Origin of the sequence: Schinkia azotoformans LMG 9581 (assembly GCF_000307855.1) — a bacterium.
In the GTDB taxonomy this organism is placed as follows: Bacteria; Bacillota; Bacilli; order Bacillales; family Bacillaceae_J; genus Schinkia; species Schinkia azotoformans.
Genome location: NZ_AJLR01000041.1, coordinates 48,049 through 72,077, shown reverse-complemented (window position 1 = coordinate 72,077; position 24,029 = coordinate 48,049). Strand labels below are relative to the sequence as shown.

General features: G+C 36.9%; 26 protein-coding genes. 2 read left to right on the top strand and 24 right to left on the bottom strand.

Annotated features, from left to right (window positions below):
- Positions 1-75: 75 nt before the first annotated feature.
- The 6 genes from BAZO_RS05540 to BAZO_RS05515 all read right to left on the bottom strand — a co-directional run bounded on the left by BAZO_RS05540 (position 76) and on the right by BAZO_RS05515 (position 4,353).
- Complete coding sequence (locus BAZO_RS05540; protein ID WP_003330346.1) at positions 76-561, bottom strand: protoglobin domain-containing protein; 486 nt, start codon at positions 559-561, stop codon at positions 76-78.
- Positions 562-698: 137 nt separating this feature from the next.
- On the bottom strand, positions 699-1,145 hold the full coding sequence (locus BAZO_RS05535; protein WP_003330345.1) for a hypothetical protein: 447 nt from the start codon (positions 1,143-1,145) through the stop codon (positions 699-701).
- A gap of 130 nt (positions 1,146-1,275) precedes the next feature.
- Positions 1,276-2,277, bottom strand: coding sequence for an NAD(P)H-dependent flavin oxidoreductase (locus tag BAZO_RS05530; RefSeq protein WP_039957029.1), 1,002 nt, complete (start codon positions 2,275-2,277; stop codon positions 1,276-1,278).
- A 133-nt stretch (positions 2,278-2,410) separates the two neighbouring features.
- On the bottom strand, positions 2,411-2,650 hold the full coding sequence (locus BAZO_RS05525; RefSeq protein ID WP_003330343.1) for a hypothetical protein: 240 nt from the start codon (positions 2,648-2,650) through the stop codon (positions 2,411-2,413).
- Between the two features lie 72 nt (positions 2,651-2,722).
- Entirely contained in the window at positions 2,723-3,586 is an 864-nt protein-coding gene (locus BAZO_RS05520; RefSeq protein WP_039957050.1) for a YitT family protein, read from the bottom strand.
- Between the two features lie 203 nt (positions 3,587-3,789).
- Positions 3,790-4,353 carry a GGDEF domain-containing protein gene (locus tag BAZO_RS05515; protein ID WP_152551236.1) on the bottom strand — a complete coding sequence of 188 codons (564 nt, stop codon included), beginning with the start codon at positions 4,351-4,353 and terminating at the stop codon, positions 3,790-3,792.
- A 159-nt stretch (positions 4,354-4,512) separates the two neighbouring features.
- On the opposite strand from BAZO_RS05515, the gene BAZO_RS05510 reads away from it, so the two are divergent.
- Positions 4,513-5,454, top strand: a complete 942-nt coding sequence (locus BAZO_RS05510; protein WP_003330340.1) for a copper amine oxidase N-terminal domain-containing protein — start codon at positions 4,513-4,515, stop codon at positions 5,452-5,454.
- 33 nt (positions 5,455-5,487) lie between these two features.
- On the opposite strand, the gene mnhG is transcribed toward BAZO_RS05510, so the two are convergent.
- The 7 genes from mnhG to BAZO_RS05475 are packed head-to-tail and all read right to left on the bottom strand — an operon-like array spanning position 5,488 to position 11,288.
- The gene (mnhG, locus tag BAZO_RS05505; RefSeq protein ID WP_003330339.1) at positions 5,488-5,841 is read right to left on the bottom strand and encodes a monovalent cation/H(+) antiporter subunit G; all 354 of its coding nucleotides are present in this window, start codon (positions 5,839-5,841) and stop codon (positions 5,488-5,490) included.
- The gene (locus BAZO_RS05500) at positions 5,819-6,103 is read right to left on the bottom strand and encodes a Na(+)/H(+) antiporter subunit F1 (protein ID WP_003330337.1); all 285 of its coding nucleotides are present in this window, start codon (positions 6,101-6,103) and stop codon (positions 5,819-5,821) included. Before BAZO_RS05500 ends, mnhG begins: the two co-directional genes overlap by 23 nt.
- A complete protein-coding gene (locus tag BAZO_RS05495) occupies positions 6,100-6,579 on the bottom strand; it encodes a Na+/H+ antiporter subunit E (protein WP_039957028.1) in 480 nt (159 codons plus the stop codon). The genes BAZO_RS05500 and BAZO_RS05495 overlap by 4 nt, the downstream gene beginning before the upstream one ends.
- Positions 6,580-6,628: 49 nt before the next feature.
- Positions 6,629-8,119, bottom strand: coding sequence for a Na+/H+ antiporter subunit D (locus tag BAZO_RS05490; RefSeq protein ID WP_003330335.1), 1,491 nt, complete (start codon positions 8,117-8,119; stop codon positions 6,629-6,631).
- Positions 8,112-8,450 carry a Na(+)/H(+) antiporter subunit C gene (locus tag BAZO_RS05485; protein ID WP_003330334.1) on the bottom strand — a complete coding sequence of 113 codons (339 nt, stop codon included), beginning with the start codon at positions 8,448-8,450 and terminating at the stop codon, positions 8,112-8,114. The genes BAZO_RS05490 and BAZO_RS05485 overlap by 8 nt, the downstream gene beginning before the upstream one ends.
- Positions 8,450-8,875 (bottom strand): Na(+)/H(+) antiporter subunit B, encoded by a 426-nt coding sequence (locus BAZO_RS05480; protein ID WP_003330333.1) that lies wholly within the window; start codon positions 8,873-8,875, stop codon positions 8,450-8,452. Before BAZO_RS05480 ends, BAZO_RS05485 begins: the two co-directional genes overlap by 1 nt.
- Positions 8,859-11,288 carry a Na+/H+ antiporter subunit A gene (locus BAZO_RS05475; protein ID WP_003330332.1) on the bottom strand — a complete coding sequence of 810 codons (2,430 nt, stop codon included), beginning with the start codon at positions 11,286-11,288 and terminating at the stop codon, positions 8,859-8,861. Before BAZO_RS05475 ends, BAZO_RS05480 begins: the two co-directional genes overlap by 17 nt.
- Positions 11,289-11,431: 143 nt before the next feature.
- On the opposite strand from BAZO_RS05475, the gene BAZO_RS05470 reads away from it, so the two are divergent.
- Positions 11,432-12,121, top strand: coding sequence for a universal stress protein (locus tag BAZO_RS05470; RefSeq protein ID WP_003330331.1), 690 nt, complete (start codon positions 11,432-11,434; stop codon positions 12,119-12,121).
- A 42-nt stretch (positions 12,122-12,163) separates the two neighbouring features.
- Here the strand turns inward: BAZO_RS05470 and BAZO_RS05465 are convergent, their stop codons facing one another.
- From BAZO_RS05465 to pglX, 11 genes are all read right to left on the bottom strand, one after another.
- A complete protein-coding gene (locus tag BAZO_RS05465; protein ID WP_003330330.1) occupies positions 12,164-12,730 on the bottom strand; it encodes a tyrosine-type recombinase/integrase in 567 nt (188 codons plus the stop codon).
- A 130-nt stretch (positions 12,731-12,860) separates the two neighbouring features.
- Positions 12,861-13,973, bottom strand: coding sequence for a mechanosensitive ion channel family protein (locus BAZO_RS05460; RefSeq protein WP_003330329.1), 1,113 nt, complete (start codon positions 13,971-13,973; stop codon positions 12,861-12,863).
- Between the two features lie 71 nt (positions 13,974-14,044).
- Positions 14,045-14,536 (bottom strand): GNAT family N-acetyltransferase, encoded by a 492-nt coding sequence (locus BAZO_RS05455; protein WP_003330328.1) that lies wholly within the window; start codon positions 14,534-14,536, stop codon positions 14,045-14,047.
- A 66-nt stretch (positions 14,537-14,602) separates the two neighbouring features.
- A complete protein-coding gene (locus BAZO_RS05450) occupies positions 14,603-15,832 on the bottom strand; it encodes an MFS transporter (RefSeq protein WP_003330327.1) in 1,230 nt (409 codons plus the stop codon).
- A gap of 308 nt (positions 15,833-16,140) precedes the next feature.
- Complete coding sequence (locus tag BAZO_RS05445) at positions 16,141-16,830, bottom strand: ABC transporter ATP-binding protein (protein ID WP_003330326.1); 690 nt, start codon at positions 16,828-16,830, stop codon at positions 16,141-16,143.
- On the bottom strand, positions 16,827-18,476 hold the full coding sequence (locus BAZO_RS05440; protein WP_039957027.1) for an ABC transporter permease: 1,650 nt from the start codon (positions 18,474-18,476) through the stop codon (positions 16,827-16,829). Before BAZO_RS05440 ends, BAZO_RS05445 begins: the two co-directional genes overlap by 4 nt.
- Before the next feature lies 1 nt (position 18,477).
- Positions 18,478-19,566 (bottom strand): Fe(3+) ABC transporter substrate-binding protein, encoded by a 1,089-nt coding sequence (locus tag BAZO_RS05435; RefSeq protein WP_003330324.1) that lies wholly within the window; start codon positions 19,564-19,566, stop codon positions 18,478-18,480.
- A gap of 212 nt (positions 19,567-19,778) precedes the next feature.
- Positions 19,779-20,060 (bottom strand): hypothetical protein, encoded by a 282-nt coding sequence (locus tag BAZO_RS05430; RefSeq protein WP_003330323.1) that lies wholly within the window; start codon positions 20,058-20,060, stop codon positions 19,779-19,781.
- A gap of 113 nt (positions 20,061-20,173) precedes the next feature.
- The gene (locus BAZO_RS22920) at positions 20,174-20,260 is read right to left on the bottom strand and encodes a DUF1287 domain-containing protein (RefSeq protein WP_235786706.1); all 87 of its coding nucleotides are present in this window, start codon (positions 20,258-20,260) and stop codon (positions 20,174-20,176) included.
- 44 nt (positions 20,261-20,304) lie between these two features.
- Positions 20,305-20,583, bottom strand: coding sequence for a hypothetical protein (locus BAZO_RS05425; RefSeq protein ID WP_081585643.1), 279 nt, complete (start codon positions 20,581-20,583; stop codon positions 20,305-20,307).
- Between the two features lie 62 nt (positions 20,584-20,645).
- A complete protein-coding gene (gene pglX, locus BAZO_RS05420) occupies positions 20,646-23,930 on the bottom strand; it encodes a BREX-1 system adenine-specific DNA-methyltransferase PglX (RefSeq protein ID WP_003330321.1) in 3,285 nt (1,094 codons plus the stop codon).
- Positions 23,931-24,029 lie beyond the last annotated feature (99 nt).

The window sequence follows — 24,029 nt, the reverse complement described above, 5'->3', positions numbered from 1 at the left end:
ACGTCAATCATAACATTTTAGTATGTCAAGTAAATGTCAAAAAAGAGGCAACCTAACCGGCCGCCCCTTTAGTAGCTAAATTATTTTGTTTTGTATCCGAAGTTGATCATATTGGTCCAGGCATACTTCCGTATCAAATAAGATCCGCTTCGCGAAAGCATGATAAATATCAAGACCATTGTCTAATTGACTGCATAATTTATAAACTCCATCCAAATAGACGTTCACCCCTGCTAAAAACCACTCAGGGTTGAGACCAATTCGAAAATGGGTACTTCCTATTTTTTGAACAAACATTATATATAAATAATCAATATTTCTTGAAAACAAATGATTAAAATAGATGATTTGCGATTTTGTTAAACGGTCAAACGTTGAAAATTCAAGAACAATATTGGAAAGAGAATCATTTTTTAAAACTCTTGAATAAAAATCTATAACAACCTCGTTAGCATATTTTTCAAAAAAAGCTTTTTGGTCATGTAGAAGCTCTAAATGCTCATCTTTTAATCCAATGTAATTAATAATATCGTTCCATTTTGAATCAACTTGTATAGACACTTAAAGACACATCCTCAAAAAACTGAACTATTTTCATTATAGCTAAGGTTCCTTGGGATTTAAACTAATATTTAAAGATGTAATACATTTTACTATAATTATATATTTTACTATACTCATAGTAAAAAATTACCTCGTTATTTTTTTGAATTAAATAGTTCCTCAATATTTGCTATTACTTTTTCATCGGGTTTGAAATAAATATCATCTACATAACTTGGATAAAATTCATAAACCATTTTTTTGCCTTCATATAATTTTACCCAATATGTCCAGCCAGTTCTTTTTTCTTGATTGATATCGGGTGTAAAATAGGCATCTTCCATGTTTTTAATAAAATTTGAAACTTGCTCAGGGTCTTCAAACATCTTCTCTTCCCCTGTTTCACCACTTTTAATTGTGATTTTGTCCACGCCCGCAAAATCCTGTTCCGCCAAATCCATTAAAGTATATGGTTTAAGTTCAATTTCCCTGGGTGCCTCTTCTGATGAGCAGGCACTCATTACAAAGAATACGAAAAATAAAGGCACTAAAAACATTCCTTTGATAAAATTAATGATGCTAAAACTGAATCTTTTCTCCATTCCTTCACATCCTTTACTGCCGTTATTAAGTTTTTGTATGCATCTATTAATTTACTACTGATTTCTATTTAAAGCAAAATGTAAAAAGTAAAAAAGATTGTCTTAAGAATAAAGACAACCTCCATAAATCTTAGCTCAACGCAAAATTATTTTGATCGATTGTATTAGCCTGTTTGCATTCTTCCATTATTTTATCAATAATTTGCTTTACAGATAAGATTTCATTTATTTCGCCAACCCTAGCACCAGCAAACACTAGGCCAGTTTCAACATCACCTTTTATAGAACGTTTTAATGAATCCAACGTACAGAACTGGTAAGAACAATTCTTTAAACAATCATAGCAATGGTCGATCTTAACCTTGCCTCCATCTCGAATCATATCAAGGAACTTATTTTTAATCGCTCTACCCTGCAATCCTACTGTTGTTTTGACTAACTCTAAATCCTCAGCCACAGCATCTACGTACTTTTGTTTAAATGACATTGGGGCATCACACTCTACACTTGCAACAAACCGAGTTCCCATTTGTACACCAGCAGCGCCCATTTTCAGCGCTTTTGCTACATCAGCACCTGTCATTATGCCGCCAGCCGCCAGCACTGGAATGTTAACTGCTTCTACAACCTCTGGTAAAATTTCAAACAACGGTCGATCTGTGCCAAGATGTCCACCTGCTTCATGGCCTTCTACTACAACAGCTGCCGCTCCCAATTTTTCAGAAAGCCTTGCCACCTTTGCCGATGAGACAATGGAAATAACCGGAATATTATACTCTCTTCCCCATGCATACATATCCCTTGATATGCCTGCACCCGAAATAATAAAATCTACTTTTTCTTCCATGGCTGCTTTCATTTTTTCCGCAAAATCATTCATAGCAAACAAAACGTTAACTCCAATATAGCCTTTCCCATTTGTAAGCTCTCTGGCTTTTCGGATATGATACTTCATTTCCTCTAACGTAATGCCTGTGCCGGAAATAATACCGACCCCACCTGCATTGGCTACAGCTGAAGCTAATCCACTAAGAGAAATCCCGATTCCCATTCCTCCTTGAAAAATCGGAACACTAGGTTTGATATGTGCAATTTGTAAATTTGGAATTCCCAAATTAATACCCCATTTCAAAAAAATGATATAGACACTATCAGGGTATCAGAGCATTCCACGTTTTAATATAAACAAATGTCATGTTTTCAAAACTTTATTTGATTTCCCTAAAATAAAAAGGTGTCATAACGTTATGACACCTTTTTTTGAACTAAATTTGAAATTCTGAATCACCTGAAGATTGTTGCTGCTGTTGTTGAGTTTGCAGCTGCGATTGTACCTGACTGATTAATGTTTGTGCTTGTGCTATCTCGTTAGATGCTTGCTTTAATGCCTCAGCGCATAGGACTGTATTAGCTGCAGATTGTTCAATCGCTTGGGTAATGGAATCCTTCGCAAGGGATGAGACTGCTTCCGCTTGTTTTAACTTATTAACATCTACTTGTGCCATTTGTTTTTCCTCCTAAATGTGTATTCAGTACACATATAGAGTGCTTCATAAAAAATGTTTTATCCCTTGTTTTTAATGAATAGATTTCTTTTTAAATCTTCCACCGCGCACTTCGGCAATATCCGATACTGCTAAAAAGGCAGAAGGATCCACTTCTTCCACTATTGACTTTAACTTTGCTTCTTCAAGACGAGAGATGACACAAAAAATAACCTTTTTATCATCACCTGTATAGGCTCCTTCACCTTTAAGATACGTGACTCCACGGCCTAAACGCGCCATTAAAGCCTCCCCTATATCTTGATCTTTATCACTTATAATCCAAACAGATTTAGACTGATCCAGACCTTCGATTACGATATCAATTGTTTTAAATGCAATAAAATAGGCTAAAATGGAGTACATAGCGCGATCCCATCCAAAAACAAAGCCACCACAGCTAAAGATAAATAGGTTAAAAAACATGACTACTTCCCCAACAGAAAATGGAAGCTTTTTATTAATGATGATCGCAAGTATTTCAGTACCATCAAGAGAGCCACCGTAGCGAATAACGAGACCCACCCCAGCACCAAGAGCTATTCCACCAAAAACCGTTGCAAGCAAAATGTCTTCGGTGAATGCTGGTACTGGGTGAAAAAAAGCCGTTGAAATGGACATAATGGCAATACCATATAAAGTGGAAATAGCGAAGGTCTTCCCTATTTGCTTATAACCGACAAAGAAGAAAGGTACGTTTAAGAGGAATAAAAACACCCCTAATTTAGCGCCCAGCAAGTATGATAAAATAATCGAAATACCAGTAATGCCCCCATCCATAATTTGATTGGGAACAAGAAAAATTTCGAGTCCAACTGCCATTAAAACTGCACCAAAAGTTAAGAAGAAAGCCCGTTTTACCACTTTGCTTTTTGTTAATTTCTGATGCTGCATCATGCGATTTTTTATTTCTTCAGTTGAAGATACTTCAGGCGATAACGATACCTCATGTGTATGATTGTATTGATTTTTTAATAAACCCTTTTCCATCAATCCACCCCTTTTTAATAATTATATCACGACTTTTTGATCATCTAAAAAATAAAAATAGGCGGGATTTCTTTTTTTTCGAATGAATGTGATTCCCCGCCTACTTCTTGTTAATGTTTATCATCGTGCATAAAAACATTATTCCAAATCACTTGGTTCCTTCCACTTTTCTTGGCGCTGTGCATGGCTTGTTCAACCGCTTTGAGAAAATGGAATGGATCTTCCCAAACAAACGGAATTTTGGTTCCAACTCCAAAGCTTGTAGTAACAAAGCTTGATGTAGTTGAACCTTCATGAGGAATTTGCAAGGTTTCAACTCCTTGACGAATCATTTCAGCAACCTGCAAAGCACCATTCATATTGGTCTCGGGCAGGATGATGATAAACTTTCCACCTTCATACCTCGCAAGAAAATCTTCAGGTCTGTTTAGCATTGCCTTAACTTTTTGTGCCATTTTTATCAAGAGCTTATCCCCTTCTTCAAAACCATAAAGTTCATTGAAAAGCGCTAAATGATCTAAATCAAATATAATTAAAGAAATTGGTTCTTGTTTTCGAACTGCATTTTTCCATTTGCGATCAAAAACATCTTTGAAATACCTGAAATTCGGAAGCATCGTTAAGGAGTCAATGAAGACCAGTTGTTCAATCTTTTCATTCATTTCATTTTTCATTTGATTCACTATGAGCTCACCCCTCTATTAGACTATTATCTAGACTACTACCTACTATATATTATATTACATATTTTTCTATTTAAGTTTAAAAAATGTATGAACATGTAACCTTTCTTAACTTTCAACGACAAATCATTATGAAGGAGGAGAATAGAAATGAAAAAATTAAACACACTAACAATCGCAGCACTAGTTTCTGGACCTTTTCTATTTCAAGCACCAGTATCTGCACAAAGTATTGCACCAGTGAACTTACCAGTAATGCCGATTGCAGAAAATGTCCAACAGCAGGATGTATCAAACTTCATGAAAGTTTCTGGAGTAATTTCTAAGGTAATCGAAGATGATGCCAACTTACCTAAATTAATTGTTGAAGATAAGGAAAAAACAACGGAAACCCATTTAAATATTACAGACGAAGCTCTTATATTTAATAGTAGTACTACGGAACAACTAAAAAGAGATTCCCTAAAGGAAGGTCTTCTTATTGATGCTTATTATGATAAGCATAAGCCGATGCTCATGATTTATCCACCAAGAATCACGCCAGAAATCGTCATTGTAAACGATGAAGAAAAAACAGGAAATGTGAAAGTCGGATTATTTGATGACAATTTAGTAAGTTTGGATAATGATCTTAAACTTAATATTGGCGAAAAAACAGTAATCTTAAATGAAAAAGGCAAAAATATAAGTGCTGAAGAACTAAAAGGGAAGGAACTAATTGTTTTTTACACCGTTTCTACAAAAAGCATTCCTGCACAAACAACACCAACTAAAATTATTGCATTAGATATAGCCCAAAAACATATGTTGGAGGAAGCGCAATTTGCAATTGGCGATGACTACTATATGGAAAAAGGGGAAAAGATGATTCCAATTCGAAAAGTGGCGGAGCACTTCGGCTACAAAGTTGAATGGCAAAATAAATCAGCAACGATCGAAATTCGTCAGCAGAATCGTTCATTTTTAATTTCAATTGGAAAAGAACAATATAGTTATAATAAAAGCCTACGCTATTTTAAAGTAGTTCCAGAGATTAAGAATGGCAAAGCGTATGTACCTGAAGAAATTCTTGATATTTTAGGTGCGAACTAAAGAACAAAAGAGAGTAACTATCTGCAAAGATAATTACTCTTTTTTTAACACTTCCTTTAAATCGTCCTGAACAGATTGTTCCGCAAGTTCTACATTGGCACGATAGGCAGAACGCAGAATGACATGTGCTGCTACAGGTGCCGTAAGAAAGACAAAAAAGATCCCTAAAAACAAGCGAATACTGAAATAACCTTCCTCCCAAAGAAAATAGAGAAATGTCCCGACAAGTGCAAAAAGTACGCCAAGGGTTGCACTTTTTGAGGCTGCATGAGCACGAGTATAAACATCAGGAAGCCGAATTAACCCAACAGCACTTAAAAAACTAAAAACCGTTCCAATTAAAATTAACAATACGGGCAGAAATTCACTCGGAATGCTTCCGTTCAATGACAACACCCCTTTCAATATACCTAGCAAAAGCAATCGTTCCAATAAAAGACAAGATTCCAATCAAGAGGATAAATTCGAAGAATCCTGTATTCCCTAGAAGAACAGAAAAAATGGCGACTCCAGAGATGATATTGATTCCTAAAGCATCAAGGGCTTGGATGCGATCAGGGGCTGACGGTCCCTTCACTAGCCGATAAATAATCGCGAAAATAGAAAATGTGAGAAAAAATAACGAGCATATAAGCATTCCTTTGATCATGGACGTGTCACCTTCTTTATCGCTGCTTCAAATCTAGTTGTCGAGCGAATAACGGCATCACTCGACTCAGGAATATCCATTGCATGAATATAGAATTTCTTATTATCAGGAGAGACCTCTACAACGACAGAACCTGGTGTCAATGTTAAGAGAAGAGCAAGTAGAATAACTTCTAAATCTCCCTCCAATTCTGTTTTTAATGTAAATATGCCCGGGGTCACATTAATCCTCGGTCTTATTACCTGCCGAACAACAGTAATACTGGATATAAACAATTCATAAAAAAATAAAACAACCAGTTGCATAATGGCAAATAAAGTGATCGGATAAAACTTCGTGGGAAAATATCTACGTAGAATAAATAAGACTAATAGTCCGAATAAATAGCCACTAAAAAAAGTTAGCAAGCCCCAGTTATCCTGTAGAAACATCCATAACACACCGATAAATAAATTGATTAAAACCTGCATGGACATATGCAACCACCCCTTTCCACCAATAAAGAATCTGCCGAATAAAGTTGAACTATGCTTTTGGATCTACTCCTAGTACAGCCTCAACGTATAGGCTTGGATTCATAAGCACATCAACAGCTAAGTCCACATATTCATGAATGCCTTCCGCTCCTAAACCAAGCAGAATCGTTAACGCAGTGAGAATACCCATCGGCAATAAAAGCCCTTTCGTTGTTCCTTTTTCCTCTTCAATCGTGATTTCCGTGTATCCCCAAAATACATTCATAAATATTTTCATTAAAGAATACAGCACAAATAGACTCGTAAGAAGACCAATTCCCCCTAGCCAATAATAGCTAGCGTGAAAAGTCCCTTCTGTAATAAATATCTTTCCGAGAAATCCGCTTAACGGGGGAATTCCTGAAAGAGCCAAAGCCGCTATAAAAAACATCCATCCTAATGTTGGGTGCAAGCGAATGAGACCGCTCATTTCCTTTAGCTTGCTTATTCCTGTTAAGTGAATGATTGTCCCTCCCAACAGAAAGATGAGCGCTTTACCAATCATATCGTGGATAAAATAATAAAGTGTTCCTGTCAGTCCCTGGGTCGTAAAAGAAGCAACCCCTGCTAAAAGAAAGCCAACACCAACGATAACGTTATAAGCTAAAATTCTCCTTACATCCCCATAAGCAACAGCCCCTATTGCACCTAACAACATTGTGACTGCCGCTAGAATACCGATTAATAAATGGGTTGTCTCAGGCTGATGATAAAAGACGAGGGTAAAAATTCTTACAATAGCATAGATCCCCACTTTTGTTAGAAGGGATGCGAAAATGGCCGAGATAGCAGTTGGTGGTGCGCTATACGAACTAGGAAGCCAAAAAAATAGAAATAATCCAGCCTTTAAGCTAAAAACAATTAAGAACAAAATCGCTACGGTAGTGACCAAACCCTCCTGTCCAGTCTCCGCAACACGAACGGATAGATGAGCAAAGTTCAACGTTCCGTATATCGCATAAAGATAAGCGATTGCGATGAGAAAAAGGAACGATGACAGGATATTCACTAAGATATATTTAATGGAGGCTTTAAGCTGTCTCTTCATCCCCCCAATAGAAATTAATACATAGGAGGAAACGAGCATGACCTCAAAGCACACAAATAGATTAAAGATATCACCTGTGATAAAGGACCCGTTTACACCAGCAATTAAGAATAAAAAGAGGGGATAAAAATAGAAGAATTCTCTCTCTCTCCCAATAGAATGAAAGGCATATAGCACACAACAGAACGCAACAATACTCGTGATAAGTAGTAGAAGAGCAGAAAACATATCGAGCACCATGCTTACACCGAACGGAGCCTCCCAGCCACCGAGCTGAAGGGTTTGAATACCCTTTGTTTTGATTTCATTCACCAAATAAAGAGATACAACTATAAGTCCAACAATCGAAAAAATACTTAGAAACCGCTGCAAACGAATATATTTTCTAAGTATCACAAGCAATAGCCCAGTTATTACTGGAATAATAACAGGTAAGATTACCAAATTACTCATCGTCGATCCCTCTCAGTTTTTCAGTATCATCCACGCCTAACACCTGGTAGGAACGGTAGCTAAGCACTAGAAACAGAGCTGTTGTCGCAAAATTAATTACAATTGCCGTTAATATTAGAGCCTGCGGCAATGAATCTGCATAAGTTAAATCCTTAGTCCACAACAGAGGTGGGCCTCCTTTTTTCAATCCCCCCATTGTGATGATAAGAATATTGACAGCATGACCGATAATGGATGTACCTAGAATAATCCTTAAAAGATTCTTCGTTAATATTAAATACGTTCCAATGGCTACTAACACACCAACAAAAATAGACATTAACGTCTCCATTATCGATCATCTCCTATACTCATAATGATCATAAGAGAAGTGCCGATCACCGCTAGGGCGACTCCAACATCAAATAACACCGCTGTAGCAAGCTCAGTTTTTCCGAAAATGGGAAGCTCAAAATAACCGAACGACTGCGATAAAAATGGTGCATCTAAGAGCATCCCACCTACACCCGTCAAAACAGCAATTAATACTCCTATAGCTGCGAGAACTTTAAAATCTACTGGTATATTTTTATGAACGGACTCTATATCAAAGGTAAGAAATAGTAAGATAATCCCCGATGAAAATGCGAGCCCACCGATAAATCCCCCGCCGGGATAATGATGTCCTGAGATGAATAGATTGATAGCAAAGGTAAAAATAATTACAACCACGACCTTCGTTACACCTCGGATAATCACATCATTTGGCTTCCTCATTCTTATCCCTCCCCCTCCCTGATAATCTCAGTTTAATTAAGATATAGACTCCTAATCCTGCGATGGTTAAGACGAGGATTTCGAGCATTGTATCAATTCCACGAAAATCAACAAGAATGGCATTGACAACATTTTTTGCACCTGCAAGTACATACGCATCCTCATAATAACTTGAAATGGAAGGAAACAGACGAGTTCCATTAGCTGACAAGGACACAATTGTGACAACTATACCAACCACAATCGAAATGAATGCATTACTAACCTTAAAGCGAAGATGACTCATTTCCTTCTTGAATTGCGGCAAATGATAAAAGCACAGTAAAAACAAAACCGTTGTTACAGTCTCAACAACTAGTTGAGTAAGAGCCAAATCTGGAGCACGGAACAAAACAAAGAAAAATGACACGAAGAACCCTAATGCTCCGACTGAAATAACAGCTGTCATTCTTGATTTAGAGAGAAGAACTGTTAAGGCTGAGATCACCATTGCAATAACCAAACTTACCTCATAAATATTTACTGGTGCATCCATTGATGGAGTGTAGACAAATCCATCAAACAACCATAAGCTTCCACCCACCATCACAACGATGAAGACGAAAATATAAACAAGATAATCACGAATATATCCAGTCATATAACGATCGGTAATCCTTCTTGAGAATAACTCCATTATTTTCAAAGCATTGTCATATAAACGATTAAGCGTAGCAGCCTCCGGATAGATAAGATACACGCGGTACCATTTCCTAAGTGTTAGATACAGGATTGTACCTACAACAATGACACCGATTGTCATCCATAGTTCCGTATTTAAACCATGCCAGGCACTGATTTCAATTTGAAGCTTTCCTTTTTCCGCAAGTTCCGGCAAAACTCCTGACCATGCCGGTTGCAAAAGATAAGCGGAAAGAACATTAGGGAACATGAAAATTAGAATAACCAACAAACCTAAAATAAGTGGAGGTATTAACATACCCATTGGTGCTTCATGTATTGGTTTTTCAACTTTAGAAACCTTATTTTTTCCTTTAAAGGTCTTAAAAATAAGAATCATACAATAGACAAATGTAAAGGCGCTTGCAATCCATGCAAGTACTGGAATCAGTGTTCCGATGAAATTATTGTGAACAAAGTCCATCTTTACAACATTGATTACTGCTGCAAAAAACATTTCCTTACTAAGGAAACCATTAAATGGTGGCAATCCAGCCATCGCAAAGCCTCCAACGATGGTCAAAGTAAATGATATCGGCATAAAATGCATTAATCCACCAAGCCTACGAATATCACGTGTTCCAGTTTCATGGTCAATAATCCCAACAACCATAAATAAGCAGCCTTTAAATGTTGAGTGATTGACTAGGTGAAAAATCGCTGCAAAAACAGCAATGGCATAAACGGTAGCTTCATCACCTAAGCCATAGTACAAGGCCGCTGAACCTAAGCCAAGGAGACTCATAATCAATCCTAGCTGGCTAATTGTTGAATAGGCGAGCAATGCTTTCAAGTCGGTTTGCCGTACTGCATTAATCGAACCGTACAATAATGTAACAAGTCCCACTCCAGTTACAAGCCAGAACCACTCATCAGATCCACCAAAAATAGGTGTCAACCGGGCAACTAAATAAATTCCCGCCTTCACCATTGTTGCAGAATGAAGATAGGCACTAATCGGGGTAGGTGCTTCCATTGCATCCGGCAACCAAATACTGAACGGAAACTGTGCTGACTTCGTGAATGCTCCTAGTAGAATCAAAATCATAGCAGGGATAAACAAATCATGAGAATAAAAAGATGTGACATGGATGCTGCTTACCATTTCACGAATACTGCAAGTGTCAGCTATCATGGAAAGCATGATGAGCCCGGCAAGCATGGCTAATCCACCAAAAATTGTAATTAACATGGATTTCTGAGCCCCATACCGTGATTTATCTCGTTCATACCAATAAGCAATCAATAAGAATGAAGAAATGCTAGTCATTTCCCAAAATACATATAGAACAAATATATTATCTGAGAATACTAGTCCCATCATCGCACCCATGAATAAAAGCAAATACACGTAGAAATTATGCAAAGTTTCACGGTGCTTAGACAAATAATAAATGGAATAAAGGACAACAAGAGTACCGATACCGGCAACTAATAGTCCAAATAATAAACTTAATCCATCCATATGGATCGTGAAATCAATATGATAGGAAGGTATCCAAGGCATTGACGCAAAAATGGTATTACCATTGGAAACCTTGGGAATAAAGGTGACTAAATAGAGCAAGAGTATAAGTGGAATAAAAAGAACAAACCAACCCGTATGGAGTTGTGAATTAAATCTTTTATATAAAAACGGAATAAACACTACAAATAAAAATGGTAGCAAAATCATCAAATGCAATAACTGCATTAAATTCCCCCCTTTACTTTTTTATAGATTCCTATATCCGTTGACTGCTGATGATGCATAGGGTATAGTCATACATAAACCAATCTCAAAAGCGGAAGTCTTAGTTACAATCATTTGTCCATTTCTTACCGAGGTGAATAAATATGAAGAAAAAAGACCGGATGGACGAAAGTATTCTCGTCTGTGTTTATTATGGTCCTAATGGTGAGCGTCTCATTCAACGGGGCTGTAAAATAGCCCGAATGCTCAATTGTCCTTTGTACATCCTAACAGTTGATCCTTCACCGTTCGATGAATTGGATGCGGAAAAATCTAACTATATTACAAAATGGCAACAACTTGCTAAGGAGCACAATGCTCAAGCATTTATTCTGAAGGATAATGAAAAAAGACCCGTGTATAAAGTGATTGCTGAGGTTGCCAGAGAAAAGAATATTACGCAACTTATTATTGGTCAGACAGCCCAAAGCCGTTGGGAACAGATCGCAAAAGGGTCTATCATCAACTCACTGCTTAAAGAGATTCCCTTTGTCGACCTTCATATCATTTCCGTAGCCCGTTATTTAAAGAATCCGGATAGACAATTTGATAAAGGTGTACGTGCCTATTTAATTAAGGAAGAGAAAAATTACCGTCTCGTCTTTAAGCATACAGAGGATGTCAAATTTGAAGGGATCTTCTTTAAGGAAATTGGCACAGATTTTAATAATGGGATTTTTAAGTTTATGAAAGATAAAGAAACCTTACAAGTACAAGTAAATGATGATATTATAACGGATTTGTCAAATGTTGAAATGAAAACAGACTCAGACTCTCTCGACGACTTTCTATAACCCCCTCCCGCCTCATACGGAGGGGGTTTTAGATTTGTATTCTTATAAATTTACATCGACTTTAATATGTCGTCGGATATCCTCTTTATCTATTCCAATATAATGTAATGTCTCAGATGATGAATGATGATTATAAATATCCCTCAGGATGGAAATCGCAATTCCCTTTCGATAAGCATGATAACCAAATGTTTTTCTAAGTGTGTGCATGCCAATTTTCCCTAATATTCCAACATCTTTTGCTGCTTTATTGATAATTCTATAGGCCTGTTGCCTCGTAATAGGCTGTTCATTCTTTTTCGACTTAAATAGAAAGTCACTATCCTTTAACTCATAAATAACAAAGTAGCTTATAAGTTCTTGTTGTACTTTGGAATTTAAATAGTATGCCCTCATCTCATCTCGAGTTTCATCTTTTAAATAGAGAAATTCCTTAATTTTGTCACCTTCACGAACATGTTCAACCCTTAACGAAAGTAAATCGTGCACTCTAATGCCTGTATTAATGCCTAAAACAAATAATAAGAGATCTCGCTGAGATTGTTTCTTTAATAGATCTTTAATCGCATTTATTTTCTCAATATCCTTAATTGGCTCAACGAACTCCACACGATTTCCTCCTACTAATGTTACATAAAATAATGTTATCATTTATTTTGTAACATAACAATAAAAAAGCTTTAACTAATATAAAAAAAAATCAGCTGCTAAATAGCATTAGCAACTGACTTTCCCATTATTACAAGTCTCTTTCTCTTACTCTATCCTTTTCTTTTGTTGCAGCCTTCATCATACTTTCAGATTCCTTTGTTGTAATTAACGTTCTCGTTGGTAATGCCACTTGTACACCCTCAGATTCAAGGATTGCCATAATTTTAAAATTGATATCCTGCTTCACTTGTAAATACTCTGCCCAGACTGTTGTTTTTGTAAAGAAATAGAGAAAAATATCTAAACTGTTAACATTGTAATTATCAAAAGTAACAAAAATCGTATCAGGATGAACGTCAGAATGTTTTTTCAGCATTTCTTCTATTTTATTTATTGTATTTTCTAGCTTTTCCTTCGGCGTCTCAAAAGTGACACCTAATTGGAAGGTAATTCTCCGCTTCCCCATCTTACTCCAGTTCGTGATGGCCTCATTGGCTAACGTTGCATTAGGCACGGTAACTAAAGCCTGCGCGAACGTTCTGATCTTCGTGCTTCGAAACGTAATATCCTCAACAGTTCCTTCAACAGTTGGTGTCATAATCCAATCGCCGATTGAAAATGGCTTTTCTGTGATAATAATAAGACCACCAAACAAGTTTCCGAGTGCATCCTTGGCCGCGAGTGCAACAGCAACCCCGCCGATCCCTAACCCTGCCACTAAACTATTGATATTATAGTTGAATTCTTGGAGAATGATGCTAAGACTAATTGCAACTATAATAAACCGTATCGTTTTCGATAAAAAAGGAATTAAGATTTCATCAATATCAACATTGAGTTTTTTATTGATCTTCATGATCGCGATGGAGCTGGCAGAGGCCACATTATACAAACCCCATGTAATCATCAGAATAATAAGGGATTTCATAATATGCACAAATATTGGATTTCTTGGGTCAATATAAGGAAAAAAGCTGGCTGCAACATTAAAACCGATAATCACGAACAGCCACCCAATCGGTTTCTCAAAAGAAAGCCAAATATGCGAAAAGAGATCTGTCGGAGTCTTATGTGCCAGTTTTAAAATGAGATGAAAAATATATTTGGTGAAAACCTTTCTTAAGATCAGAAATAGTAGAAATATCCCTACTGAGATTGATACTTCATATAAGAATTCGTATGTCATGATTGATTCCCACAAAAATAAGCGCCCCTTTTATTTTGTATCTTTAATTCGACTTTATTAGTCTATCATACCTTCCCTACTATCATTCAACAAATTTGATCCTGATCATCAATGATATAAGGAATCTTTTTAGGGGCATTTTGGATTAGCTGCATGAATTGTTGTGGCATATCAATATCTTTAAATCCATATTGGGCATAAAGCTTATGGGCATCGTATGTAACAAGCAGCATCCTGCGCACCGTTTGAAGTTCCGGATGAGTAGTGATGATACCCATCAACCACTTTGATAAGCCGATGCCACGAAACTCGGGAACGACAAAGACATCACAAAGATAGGCAAACGTTGCCTTGTCCGTAATAACTCGCGCAAAACCTACCTGTTCAATCGTCCCATCCATATTCTCTTTATAAATTCCGAAGCAAAGCAAAGAATTTTCAATTGATTTCTCAACGATTTCCCGAGGACGATCCTTCGCCCAATAAGACTCATGCCCAAGGAAATTATAAATTACATTGATATCCAATAAATTTTTATCTGTTGAAATTAAAAAATCATTTTGCCTCCACTCCGTCATCCAGCATCCCGCTCCTCCAAATTTGATAAAAAAAAATGGCCTTTATTAAAGCCATTTTACCATAAATTATTCAACTATTTTGACATTTATTGAATTATTAAATAAAGGCAAGATAAAGCTCATGCCAACAATAAACAAGATAGCGGCCGCTTCAAACATAATAACCAATGAAAATTGTTCTTTTAATATCCCTGCCATACTCATTGTTATAACCATTGACCCTGTAAAGAGTGGACTTAGGATTCCATTTACTCTTCCGATAAATGCCGCTTCCGTACTTTGGATGATCCATGTATTGATACCAATATGAATACATGGCATCATGAAGCCGATAAAAAACTCAACAGCCAACGTTAGCCACAAATTTGTTGAAAGACCTACAATTGCGATGCCAATGGCATTTGATAGCATTCCAAAGGTTAACAACCTTTGAGGTGCAACGTTTTTCGCGAACATCATAATGACCGCGCCCCCAAGGATCATACCAATGCCGTTAGACATTAAAAGCCATTGCAGATTTTCCTTCGGCAATCCAAGTCTTTCTGTGATTAGAAAAATCCCAAGCGGTTGAATAAAACCGAGTCCAAGCCCGGCACCCATAAAGCATAGTCCAAGTAAACTTAAATCTCTCTTTTGCAACACATACTTTATACCACTTTTCATTTCCTCCCATAAAGTCGTGTCACCATTATTTTCTTCCAGTTTACGATCTTTTGGAAGGAAACCTAGGGCAACAGCAGAAAGAAGAAAGGCAATTCCAGTGATCGCAATTGATACATTAATACCAAACGATTCAAATACAAATGTTCCGACAATTGGTCCCAATACCATAAATACGGCAAAGATCGTTTGATAAAACGACATCCCCTGCTGCATTTGTTCCATTGGCAAATGCATTTTAAACAACTTCAAGCCTGAGGGCTGCGAAAATTGTGATAGGATTGCAGAAATTAATGTTGCAAAAAACACGATCTGCCAAGTCCCAAATACTAGAGTGATTAGTACCGCAAATATCGATAACGCACTTAAAACATCACACCATACCATCGTCCTTTTCGGACTCCAGCGATCGGCAAATGTTCCGCCGATAAAGGAAAAAATAAATATCGGGGCAAATTCAGCAACAGAGATCATCGAAACTGCAAACGAATCCCCATTCGTTTTTTCCATTACAAAAAGCAATACAGCAAAGTTTCGAACCCATATACCGATTTGTAAAAATAAACCTGAAATGATTATTGCTTGAAATACACGGTTTTGAAATAAACCCGACGATTTAGCCTGAACTCCGTCCAAATAAAAAACCTCCTGTCATAATTCTGGACAGGAGGCAGTACAATACAACATCAAAAATTCATTTATCCCTACAACAAAAGGGACACAATGACCAATGGTTTGTATCAACAATGTACATACTAATCCTATCCAGAAAATCGCTCGTATCTTTAAAGTTGCTCTTTACGAATTTTTTCTTAAAATAGGATTAAAAGATCATTGTTCCAAGGTCACCCTTCCTTTTTTGCTAATCAAATAGTAATTGATTTTCCAATAAAACACAAGGAGTTTTAAAGTATTTCCATTAATCAAATATTTATTTAACCCTTTTACTGAACAATCGTTATCTTTCCATTCTTATTCCCTTTACTATTTTGGGGTTGGCCGAAAACAATACTGCGGTCACATATCGCATCTACATCATTTTTGTCATGTGTAACAACAATACACGTCATATTTGCCTTTTTTAGAATTGTCCGTAGATCCTCACGAATGGATTCCTTTAAATCCGCATCTAAATTACTGAACGGCTCATCCATTAGCAGCAAATTAGGTTTCGGGGCCAGTGCACGTGCGAGTGCGATCCGTTGCTGTTGACCTCCACTTAATTCATGTGGGTATCGTGACTCAAATTGCTCCATTTTCACCAGCTCCAGCATTTCCTTCACTCGCTCTTTTCTGTCCTTTCTTGGAAGCCGGTTTAGACCGAAAAGAATATTGTCTCTAACATTCATATGTGGAAACAAAGCGTAATCCTGAAATACCATCCCTACGCCTCGATCTTCAGGTTGAAGAAATAACCCTTCATCAAGCACTAGCGTCCCAGCAATTTTTATCATTCCTATTTGGGCCATCTCCAAACCTGATATTAAGCGAAGCAACGTACTTTTGCCGCTGCCGCTTTGCCCTAAAATACCGACAATTTCACCTTTTCCCATCGAAAATGAAAAGTTTTTAATGACTGGTTCAGCTGCTTGTGAAAACGAAAATGTTAGATTTTTAATTTCTAAAATAGTCATTGTTTCACCTTCTTCCTATCTATTATTTGAAAGACAATTACAGACAATACACTAATCCCAATAATCATTAACGACGTAATCGAGGCTTCATAAATTTGTTCATCATTCGCATATTGGTATGTTTTGGTAGCTAATGTATCAAAATTAAAAGGTCTTAATAACAATACCAATGGTAACTCTTTTGTAATTTCAACAAACGTTAGAATAAAACCACTAGCAAGAGCACCCTTTATTAAAGGAAGGTCCACTTTAAAGAAAGTCTTTGTAATTCCGTTTCCTAGTATCCTTGATGCTTCCGTATATTTAGTCCCTACTTTTTCAAAACCAACCTCAATCGCATTAAATCCAGTGGCCATAAAGCGAATTGCATAACCAACAATTAACATTCCGAGCGACATGCTTAATATTAAAGGTGCATTCCCTAACCCCATTTGTGAATATAGCGGCGCTAACCATTTATCCAATGTAATAAAGACCGCTAGAACACCAATGGCAACGATGGCGCCCGGGATTGAGTAGCCTGATGTTACAATTTTTGAGAGAATAAATGAAAACGGCGTATGTTTTCTCGAAACATTCGCAACAATAACTGCAAAAATAAGTATTAAGAACGTTGAAATAATAGCCACATATACTGTTTGATAAAGCAGTGTAATAAACGAGTCATCCCATACTTTAGCAAAGGTTAGTTTCGCCCATGAAATTAATTGAATAAATGGAATGAAAAATCCAATTAGAAATACTCCAAAACAATACATGAAAGCTCCAAAGGCAGAAAAGCCTTTAAGTTTCATCGGCGTTAACGGCCGTGATTTATTATTTACATTATAACGGCGACGTTGTCTTAGAAGTCTTTCTAAAAAGAACAAACCTACGATGATCACCATTAACCAAGCAGCCAGTCTCATCGCTGTTTGCACATCGTACATCGCAAACCACGTTTGAAAAATAGCGGTTGTGATTGTATGAATGCCAAAATAGCTTGTTAGTCCATAGTCACTCAAGACTTCATAGATTACTAGTACAATCCCACCGACAATAGCCGGTCGCGAAAGGGGCAGTACTACCTTAAAAAAGATGGTTACTGGCTTTCTACCGAGCACCCGAGCATTTTCAATATAAGATGAACTTTGATTTTCCAAAAAAGATTTTGTAATGATGTAAACATACGGAAATAGAAAAAACGCGAAAATGAAAACCGCACCTCTTAGTGATGATATCGATAACAGTTCCGCATCAATTTGATAATCAAACTTATTTCGCAATGTTGTTTGCACGACCCCAGTATAGCCGAGCATAGCCTTGTAGGTATAGGCTGCAATATAAGGAGGTATAGCCAGCGGCAGCATTAAGCCCCATTTAAAAAAGTTTTTTAATGGAAAATCATAGGCAGCAACAATCCATGCCAATGTTACACCTAAAAATGCTGATACGATTCCGGTAAAGATGACGAGGGTGAAAGTATTAAGGATATAATTTTTGAGTAAATATTCCTTCATGTGGAACCAATTTTCATTCGGCTCTTGGAATAAAGTAAAAAACACAAAAAGGATGGGCAGCAGAATAACTGCCGCACCCACCATACTAATAATCCACCAACCATTCAGTTCCTTTTGAACAAATCGCTTTACAGCCTCAGTTTTCATCTTATTTCCAACCAACTTTATTAAAGATTTCTATTGCCTTCTTATTATGCTCTCCTAAAGTATCGTAGTTAAGTTCCTGCATTTTGAATTCTCCCCAAGACTCTAGCAACTCTGGTTTTTTGGCATTTGGATTAACCGGGAATTCATAGTTATTTGCTGATAAAAATTCTTGTGCTTCAACACTCGTGATATATTCGATTAGCTTAATAGCATTGTCTTTGTTTTTGCTGTACTTTGTTAAACCAATTCCGCTGATATTAACGTGAGTACCATTTGTTTCTTGGTTCGGGAAGAACACACCAATGTTATCCGCCACTTTTACTTCTTCAGGATCTTCCGAATTCGCTAATAGCCCAACATAATATGTGTTCATGATCGCTACATCACCAGTACCTGCTGCAATTGCTTTTGCTTGGTCACGGTCACCGCCATCCGGCTGACGAGCAAAGTTTTTCACAATACCACTTGCCCACTCTTCAGCTTTCTCTTCTCCGTTTAATTCAATAAAAGATGCAAGCAGTGATTGATTATACATGCTTGTTGAAGAACGAACTAATACTTTTCCAGCCCATTTATCCGTTGCTAGATCTTCATATGTAGACAAGTCTTCTGGTTTCACACGGTCCTTTGCATAGGCAATAATACGTGCTCTTGTTGCCATACCGATCCAATTATTATCAGTATCACGGAAATGCTCTGGTACATTTTCATTAATTACATCTGAGTTAACCGGTTGAAGAATACCATTTTGTTTTGCATTGGCAAGGACTCCACCATCAACTGTAATGAATAGGTCTGCTTGTGAGCTCTCTCCTTCTCTTTTGATGCGCTCAATAAGCTCGGCTTCTTTCCCTTTTACTACATTCACTTTAATTCCTGTTTCATCAGTGAATTTCTTAAAAATCTCATCATCAACTTCATAATGTCTTGCAGTATATACGTTTACTTCCCCGGACTCTGTTGTTTTTGGTGCTGTATCCAAACCAGCTTCAGTTTTGGGTTGTTCTGCATTATTTGTGCCACAACCTACAAGTCCGATCGTAAGGAGCGCACTTGCAAGGAGAGGTTTCATAAATTTTCTTATTTGCATGATTCTTTACCACCTTCTGATTTTTTAAATGATAATGATAACCGTTATCATTAAGCTCCTCTTCATTGTACTTAGATTCAATGGTTACGTCAATACAATAAAGTAATATTTTTACTACTTTTTTATAAATAAAAAAGGACACACATACTTGAATACTATGTGCGTCCTTTTCCATTAAGTTATAAGATATATGATAATCGACAATCATCGAACTAAAGATCAACTTTTTTCAATTTATGTAATCGTTGTTGTTTTTCCTGTTCTTTTCGTTTCAAACCTAAACGAATCATAAAGTCTACTAGTAAACCTATACCAAACAGCCAAATACCTAAGCCAATTCCTAGTGCGACACTGATATGTTCGTAGGTGATCACAAAAACAGTTAGCGTCCAAGCCACAATAGCGGAACAGAACACATGGAAATATTCCCTAAAATAGTAGAACTCGTGGTAGTGCTTTGGATATTTAGGGAAATTAATAATTTGGGCTTTCATTTTTATTCTCTCCTTATTAGTTTGTGAAACATTTCACTTTCTGATTATATTATACTACCTTTTTATAGGGAGAGAACATGCATTTCGTAAATTATCATGTCATATTTGTGAAATCAGTATTTCCACCGGTAATGGCCTGTTATTGGCGTCTTAAAGGATGATAGTTTTACCTCTGCGGCATAAGGAAAAATGTTATGAATAAAATACGGCGTTCCATCTTTGGCCCGCTTATCAGAGACAATGCCTACATGATGAAAATAAACGGAACATTAATCTCAATACCTAGATGATCGAGGATAATACCATTTCGAAAGAAAAAAGCAAATAGGAAAAAACTAACTATACTAACTAAAATAAGCATCACTATTTTGTTCAATCGGTCATTTCTTTTTCTACGTGCCTTTGAAAGTATAAAAATGAGGGCCAACGGAATACCTAACAATATTAAAAATGACATTAACTGAAAGATTATGTCTCCCACATTAATACCCAGCCCTGCCTCTAATAAAAGGAACTGCAACATGATCACTCTTTCTTTTACTTTTCCACCATTTTACCATTTTGCTTCCTTTTATTCAGCATTCCTTATTTGATTTGTGCCACCAATCCTCCAAATTTTCCATAATTCACAACAATTCCATCATCCAAGTCAATTTCAATTTGTTGTTCCGCTAGCTCGTGCAACTGCTGATTATACTTTTCTAGTTCCTCAATTTTCATTTTGAGAACCTTTAATTCCTTTTCAGCCTTCACACTGCCACTATCCATCATCTTGTGCAGCGACGACTTTTCTCTTTCTAGCAATCCTAACTGATCATGTAAATAGTCATCTCGGATCCGCGCCAAAGTATCCGCATCATACCGGTGGACATAAACTAGGCAATTAAAAACTCGATGCTTCCCAGAGGTAAATAACCAGTAAATCGGCCGTTTTTTATATACTTTAAGATGGTCTTTAAAGAAGTCTTGTAAAAAATAACGGCGAAGCGAATCCTTAGGGTTTTCTCCTTTTTTCACACCGATTGCACTCGCTATAAATTCGAGATTTTCAGTCAACGTCTCCTCGCCAAAGGTAATTTTGATAAACTCCACGAATCTTGTAAAAATACCATTTCCAAAATTCCCTTTGGATAAAATCGGTACAATATTGTCATCAGCTACCATATAAGTTTTATAACGTGTTTCATCGAATTTTCCGCCTCCGCCCACATAAACAAGACCAACCTCATCCAATGAGTAACGGCCGAACATACAGCCAACAGCATATGAAATAAAGGCTTTCATTTCCCTTTCCACGTTGGCTTGTCTAACTGTTACATTTTCATCCTTCACTTCAGCTGTGTACTCATTCCCTAAATCATAAATATCGATAAATAATTTATTAATCTTCTCTTCATTTAATTTCAAAGTCGAAAACATTTTTTGACTATGTCTCTTCCAGTTTTCAAAGGCCCGCTCAATTGTTTTCTCCTCACCTTTAAATTTCAACAATGGATGAACTCTAAAATCCCATGAGGTCTCATAGCTGTCCCATTCATTTTTTGAAATCGCGATATTTTCCTTTGCAAGACGAATGATTTCCCCAACAACAGCTTGATCCTCTGGAATCACAAATGGCAAATTAGCGATATTCCCCGGCTGAAAATTCAATGTTGGGTTTTGGATTCTTAAAAATTCATAAGCGAGCTTGCTGCACAAAAAGGCCGTTACATAATAGATTAATTCACCGTCCACAAAAGCCGAAGAGCCCCCTGTATCGAATAAAAACCCCTTTTCTGAATACCTGACCCCAAAGTAACTGGAGCTTACAAATGACCATGTAACACTTTCTTTAAAATAAAATTCGGTGTTGGCAATCCCAATTTTAGAATCTCTCGAAGCGTTTAGATAAGTATTAAACTCTCTAATTTCCCTGCCATCGTCCTCCCAGTTTACAACGTAAAACTGATTGCCATACCATTTCCGATATTCGCCACCCTTGTTATAAGGAAACCATTTCAACTTGCTTTCCCTAGCTTCGGACCGATCTTTCATGCCAAAACCAATTTTCTGAAAATCCACTTCATGCCATAACCGCAAAAAACGCTGATTGTCACTCGTTTGCAGCCCGACCCTTGCTTTTGCAATCGTTTCTAATTTTTCCGCATTTTCAATGACATGGATTGCTTGCTTTCCCGCCCAAAAGGAAAGCGGATGGCCTTGTATTTTTTTGAAAATATCAGCATTAACACTGTAACGATAATCCACCTTTGGATTTTTAACAGCCTTCAGCGTTTTGAGTGGCTGGTTGTTTACCCCTTTAAATTCAGCCAGATTGATATATTGCCCTGGTATACCTGCTTTATAATTTCTTAATGTAAAAGTACAAACAGGTACAGTGGCCCCATCGAAGCCTGAGTATTCGAGCTGGATCAGGGTACTAATATCCTTTTTATACATAATATGGGACCGGAGCCCTTCAAAGGAAGAAATAAACATCCAAACATATGGTGTCATAAATCCTAGCAGTCCGTACTTCTTTACCTTCTTAAAACCAGCAAGCATAAAAGCAGCAAATAGATCCTTTTTCCCGAGCGGATAAAAGGTTTCAATATAGTTTGATAAATCGCTATTTAAATACCGATTTCCAATATAGGGTGGGTTTGTGACTAACACATCATATTTGTTTTGAAATATTTGCGCTTGTTTCAGTAAGGCTGGCATAAGCTTGGCTAATTTTGTTTTAGATTGGCGCAACCCTTCATAATTTTGTTTTAAAAAATCAAAATCGACTGAATCTATCTGCAACAAAGAACCGAATGTCTTTGCGTTAATGTATTGGTTAATAAAATTCTCAATTTCCAAGAAAGCCCTTTCATTCTTTTCTCCGACAAAACAAGTGATATCTTCATGCGTTACATGATTTGTTTCTTGCATTGAAACAAGGTTCATTTTGAGGCCATCTTGGACAGCGGTTGTTAAGAAATTTTTATCATATTGCATTGCTTTCATTGTAAGCAAAAAAACAGCTACATCGTAGACACGGTCATCAATATCAACACCATAAAGATTATATTCAATAATAAGCCTCGGAATCTCCTGCTTGTTATAGCCGCACCTACAATAAATTTCGTATAAAACATCAAACATATAGACAAGAATATGCCCACTCCCCATTGCCGGGTCAAAGCACTTGATTTCTTCAATTCTTATTTTTTGATCTATGTATGGTTCAAGATTTTGTTCGAAGCGAACCTCATCGTCTTGGTTTTCTATATAAAACTCCCAATTTGCAATCAAGTCACGGTGTTCAGGATGTGATTCAATCCAGTAACGGCCTAAAGTATTTTGTACCATATACCGGACGATCCAATCAGGTGTAAATACTTGGGTGGCGTACGGAATTTCAGCCGTTGTGTATTTCTTTTTCGCTTTGATCACATGCTCCTTTTCTTCTGCAAAAAAATATTGATAGAGCCAACCGATAATTTCGACCCGAGACATAAGCTCATCCGGTATGATCAAAGGGTCTGTTAGTTTGGTAATAAAGGATTGTTCGTTTAGAAGTTCTTCAGGAAACAAGGATTTAAGGTATGTTTCATCTTTTGAAAATAGAGAAGGAAAATATGGATGTAATTCGTCACAATTCCGAAAGATTGTTTTTTTCAAAGTGTGTTTAGACGAATTATTTATGTTGTCAAACACCTTTTCCGGCAATAATCCGTTCATTTCCATAAAGCGAAGTGCTATGATTCGGATAAACCATTTATAAGCTGTTTCCTCAATGATAGCTGCATCTGTAATTTCGATTTGTTTTGCCTTGTTCTCAATTTTTTGCAGGAGTTCCCGTCGTGCATCATTTGCGAACCTTTTGATAGAATTACGATTCATGCTATCACCACCCTAGTTCCTGTTCTTCGAAACATGTTTGAATTTATTTTTATTTTATCTGTTTCAGAAAAAAGAGCAAGGAAATCTATTACGATTCCT

What these genes read in the sequence shown, in the direction of transcription:
- BAZO_RS05535 (WP_003330345.1), bottom strand. Translation starts at nt 1,145, where the DNA reads ATGGAGAAAAGATTCAGTTTTAGCATCATTAATTTTATCAAAGGAATG.
- BAZO_RS05525 (WP_003330343.1), bottom strand. Translation starts at nt 2,650, where the DNA reads ATGGCACAAGTAGATGTTAATAAGTTAAAACAAGCGGAAGCAGTCTCA.
- BAZO_RS05520 (WP_039957050.1), bottom strand. Translation starts at nt 3,586, where the DNA reads ATGATGCAGCATCAGAAATTAACAAAAAGCAAAGTGGTAAAACGGGCT.
- BAZO_RS05515 (WP_152551236.1), bottom strand. Translation starts at nt 4,353, where the DNA reads ATGAAAAATGAAATGAATGAAAAGATTGAACAACTGGTCTTCATTGAC.
- BAZO_RS05510 (WP_003330340.1), top strand. Translation starts at nt 4,513, where the DNA reads ATGAAAAAATTAAACACACTAACAATCGCAGCACTAGTTTCTGGACCT.
- BAZO_RS05500 (WP_003330337.1), bottom strand. Translation starts at nt 6,103, where the DNA reads ATGATCAAAGGAATGCTTATATGCTCGTTATTTTTTCTCACATTTTCT.
- BAZO_RS05495 (WP_039957028.1), bottom strand. Translation starts at nt 6,579, where the DNA reads ATGTCCATGCAGGTTTTAATCAATTTATTTATCGGTGTGTTATGGATG.
- BAZO_RS05490 (WP_003330335.1), bottom strand. Translation starts at nt 8,119, where the DNA reads ATGAGTAATTTGGTAATCTTACCTGTTATTATTCCAGTAATAACTGGG.
- BAZO_RS05485 (WP_003330334.1), bottom strand. Translation starts at nt 8,450, where the DNA reads ATGGAGACGTTAATGTCTATTTTTGTTGGTGTGTTAGTAGCCATTGGA.
- BAZO_RS05480 (WP_003330333.1), bottom strand. Translation starts at nt 8,875, where the DNA reads ATGAGGAAGCCAAATGATGTGATTATCCGAGGTGTAACGAAGGTCGTG.
- BAZO_RS05475 (WP_003330332.1), bottom strand. Translation starts at nt 11,288, where the DNA reads ATGCAGTTATTGCATTTGATGATTTTGCTACCATTTTTATTTGTAGTG.
- BAZO_RS05470 (WP_003330331.1), top strand. Translation starts at nt 11,432, where the DNA reads ATGAAGAAAAAAGACCGGATGGACGAAAGTATTCTCGTCTGTGTTTAT.
- BAZO_RS05455 (WP_003330328.1), bottom strand. Translation starts at nt 14,536, where the DNA reads ATGACGGAGTGGAGGCAAAATGATTTTTTAATTTCAACAGATAAAAAT.
- BAZO_RS05445 (WP_003330326.1), bottom strand. Translation starts at nt 16,830, where the DNA reads ATGACTATTTTAGAAATTAAAAATCTAACATTTTCGTTTTCACAAGCA.
- BAZO_RS05440 (WP_039957027.1), bottom strand. Translation starts at nt 18,476, where the DNA reads ATGAAAACTGAGGCTGTAAAGCGATTTGTTCAAAAGGAACTGAATGGT.
- BAZO_RS05435 (WP_003330324.1), bottom strand. Translation starts at nt 19,566, where the DNA reads ATGCAAATAAGAAAATTTATGAAACCTCTCCTTGCAAGTGCGCTCCTT.
- BAZO_RS05430 (WP_003330323.1), bottom strand. Translation starts at nt 20,060, where the DNA reads ATGAAAGCCCAAATTATTAATTTCCCTAAATATCCAAAGCACTACCAC.
- BAZO_RS05425 (WP_081585643.1), bottom strand. Translation starts at nt 20,583, where the DNA reads ATGTTGCAGTTCCTTTTATTAGAGGCAGGGCTGGGTATTAATGTGGGA.
- pglX (WP_003330321.1), bottom strand. Translation starts at nt 23,930, where the DNA reads ATGAATCGTAATTCTATCAAAAGGTTCGCAAATGATGCACGACGGGAA.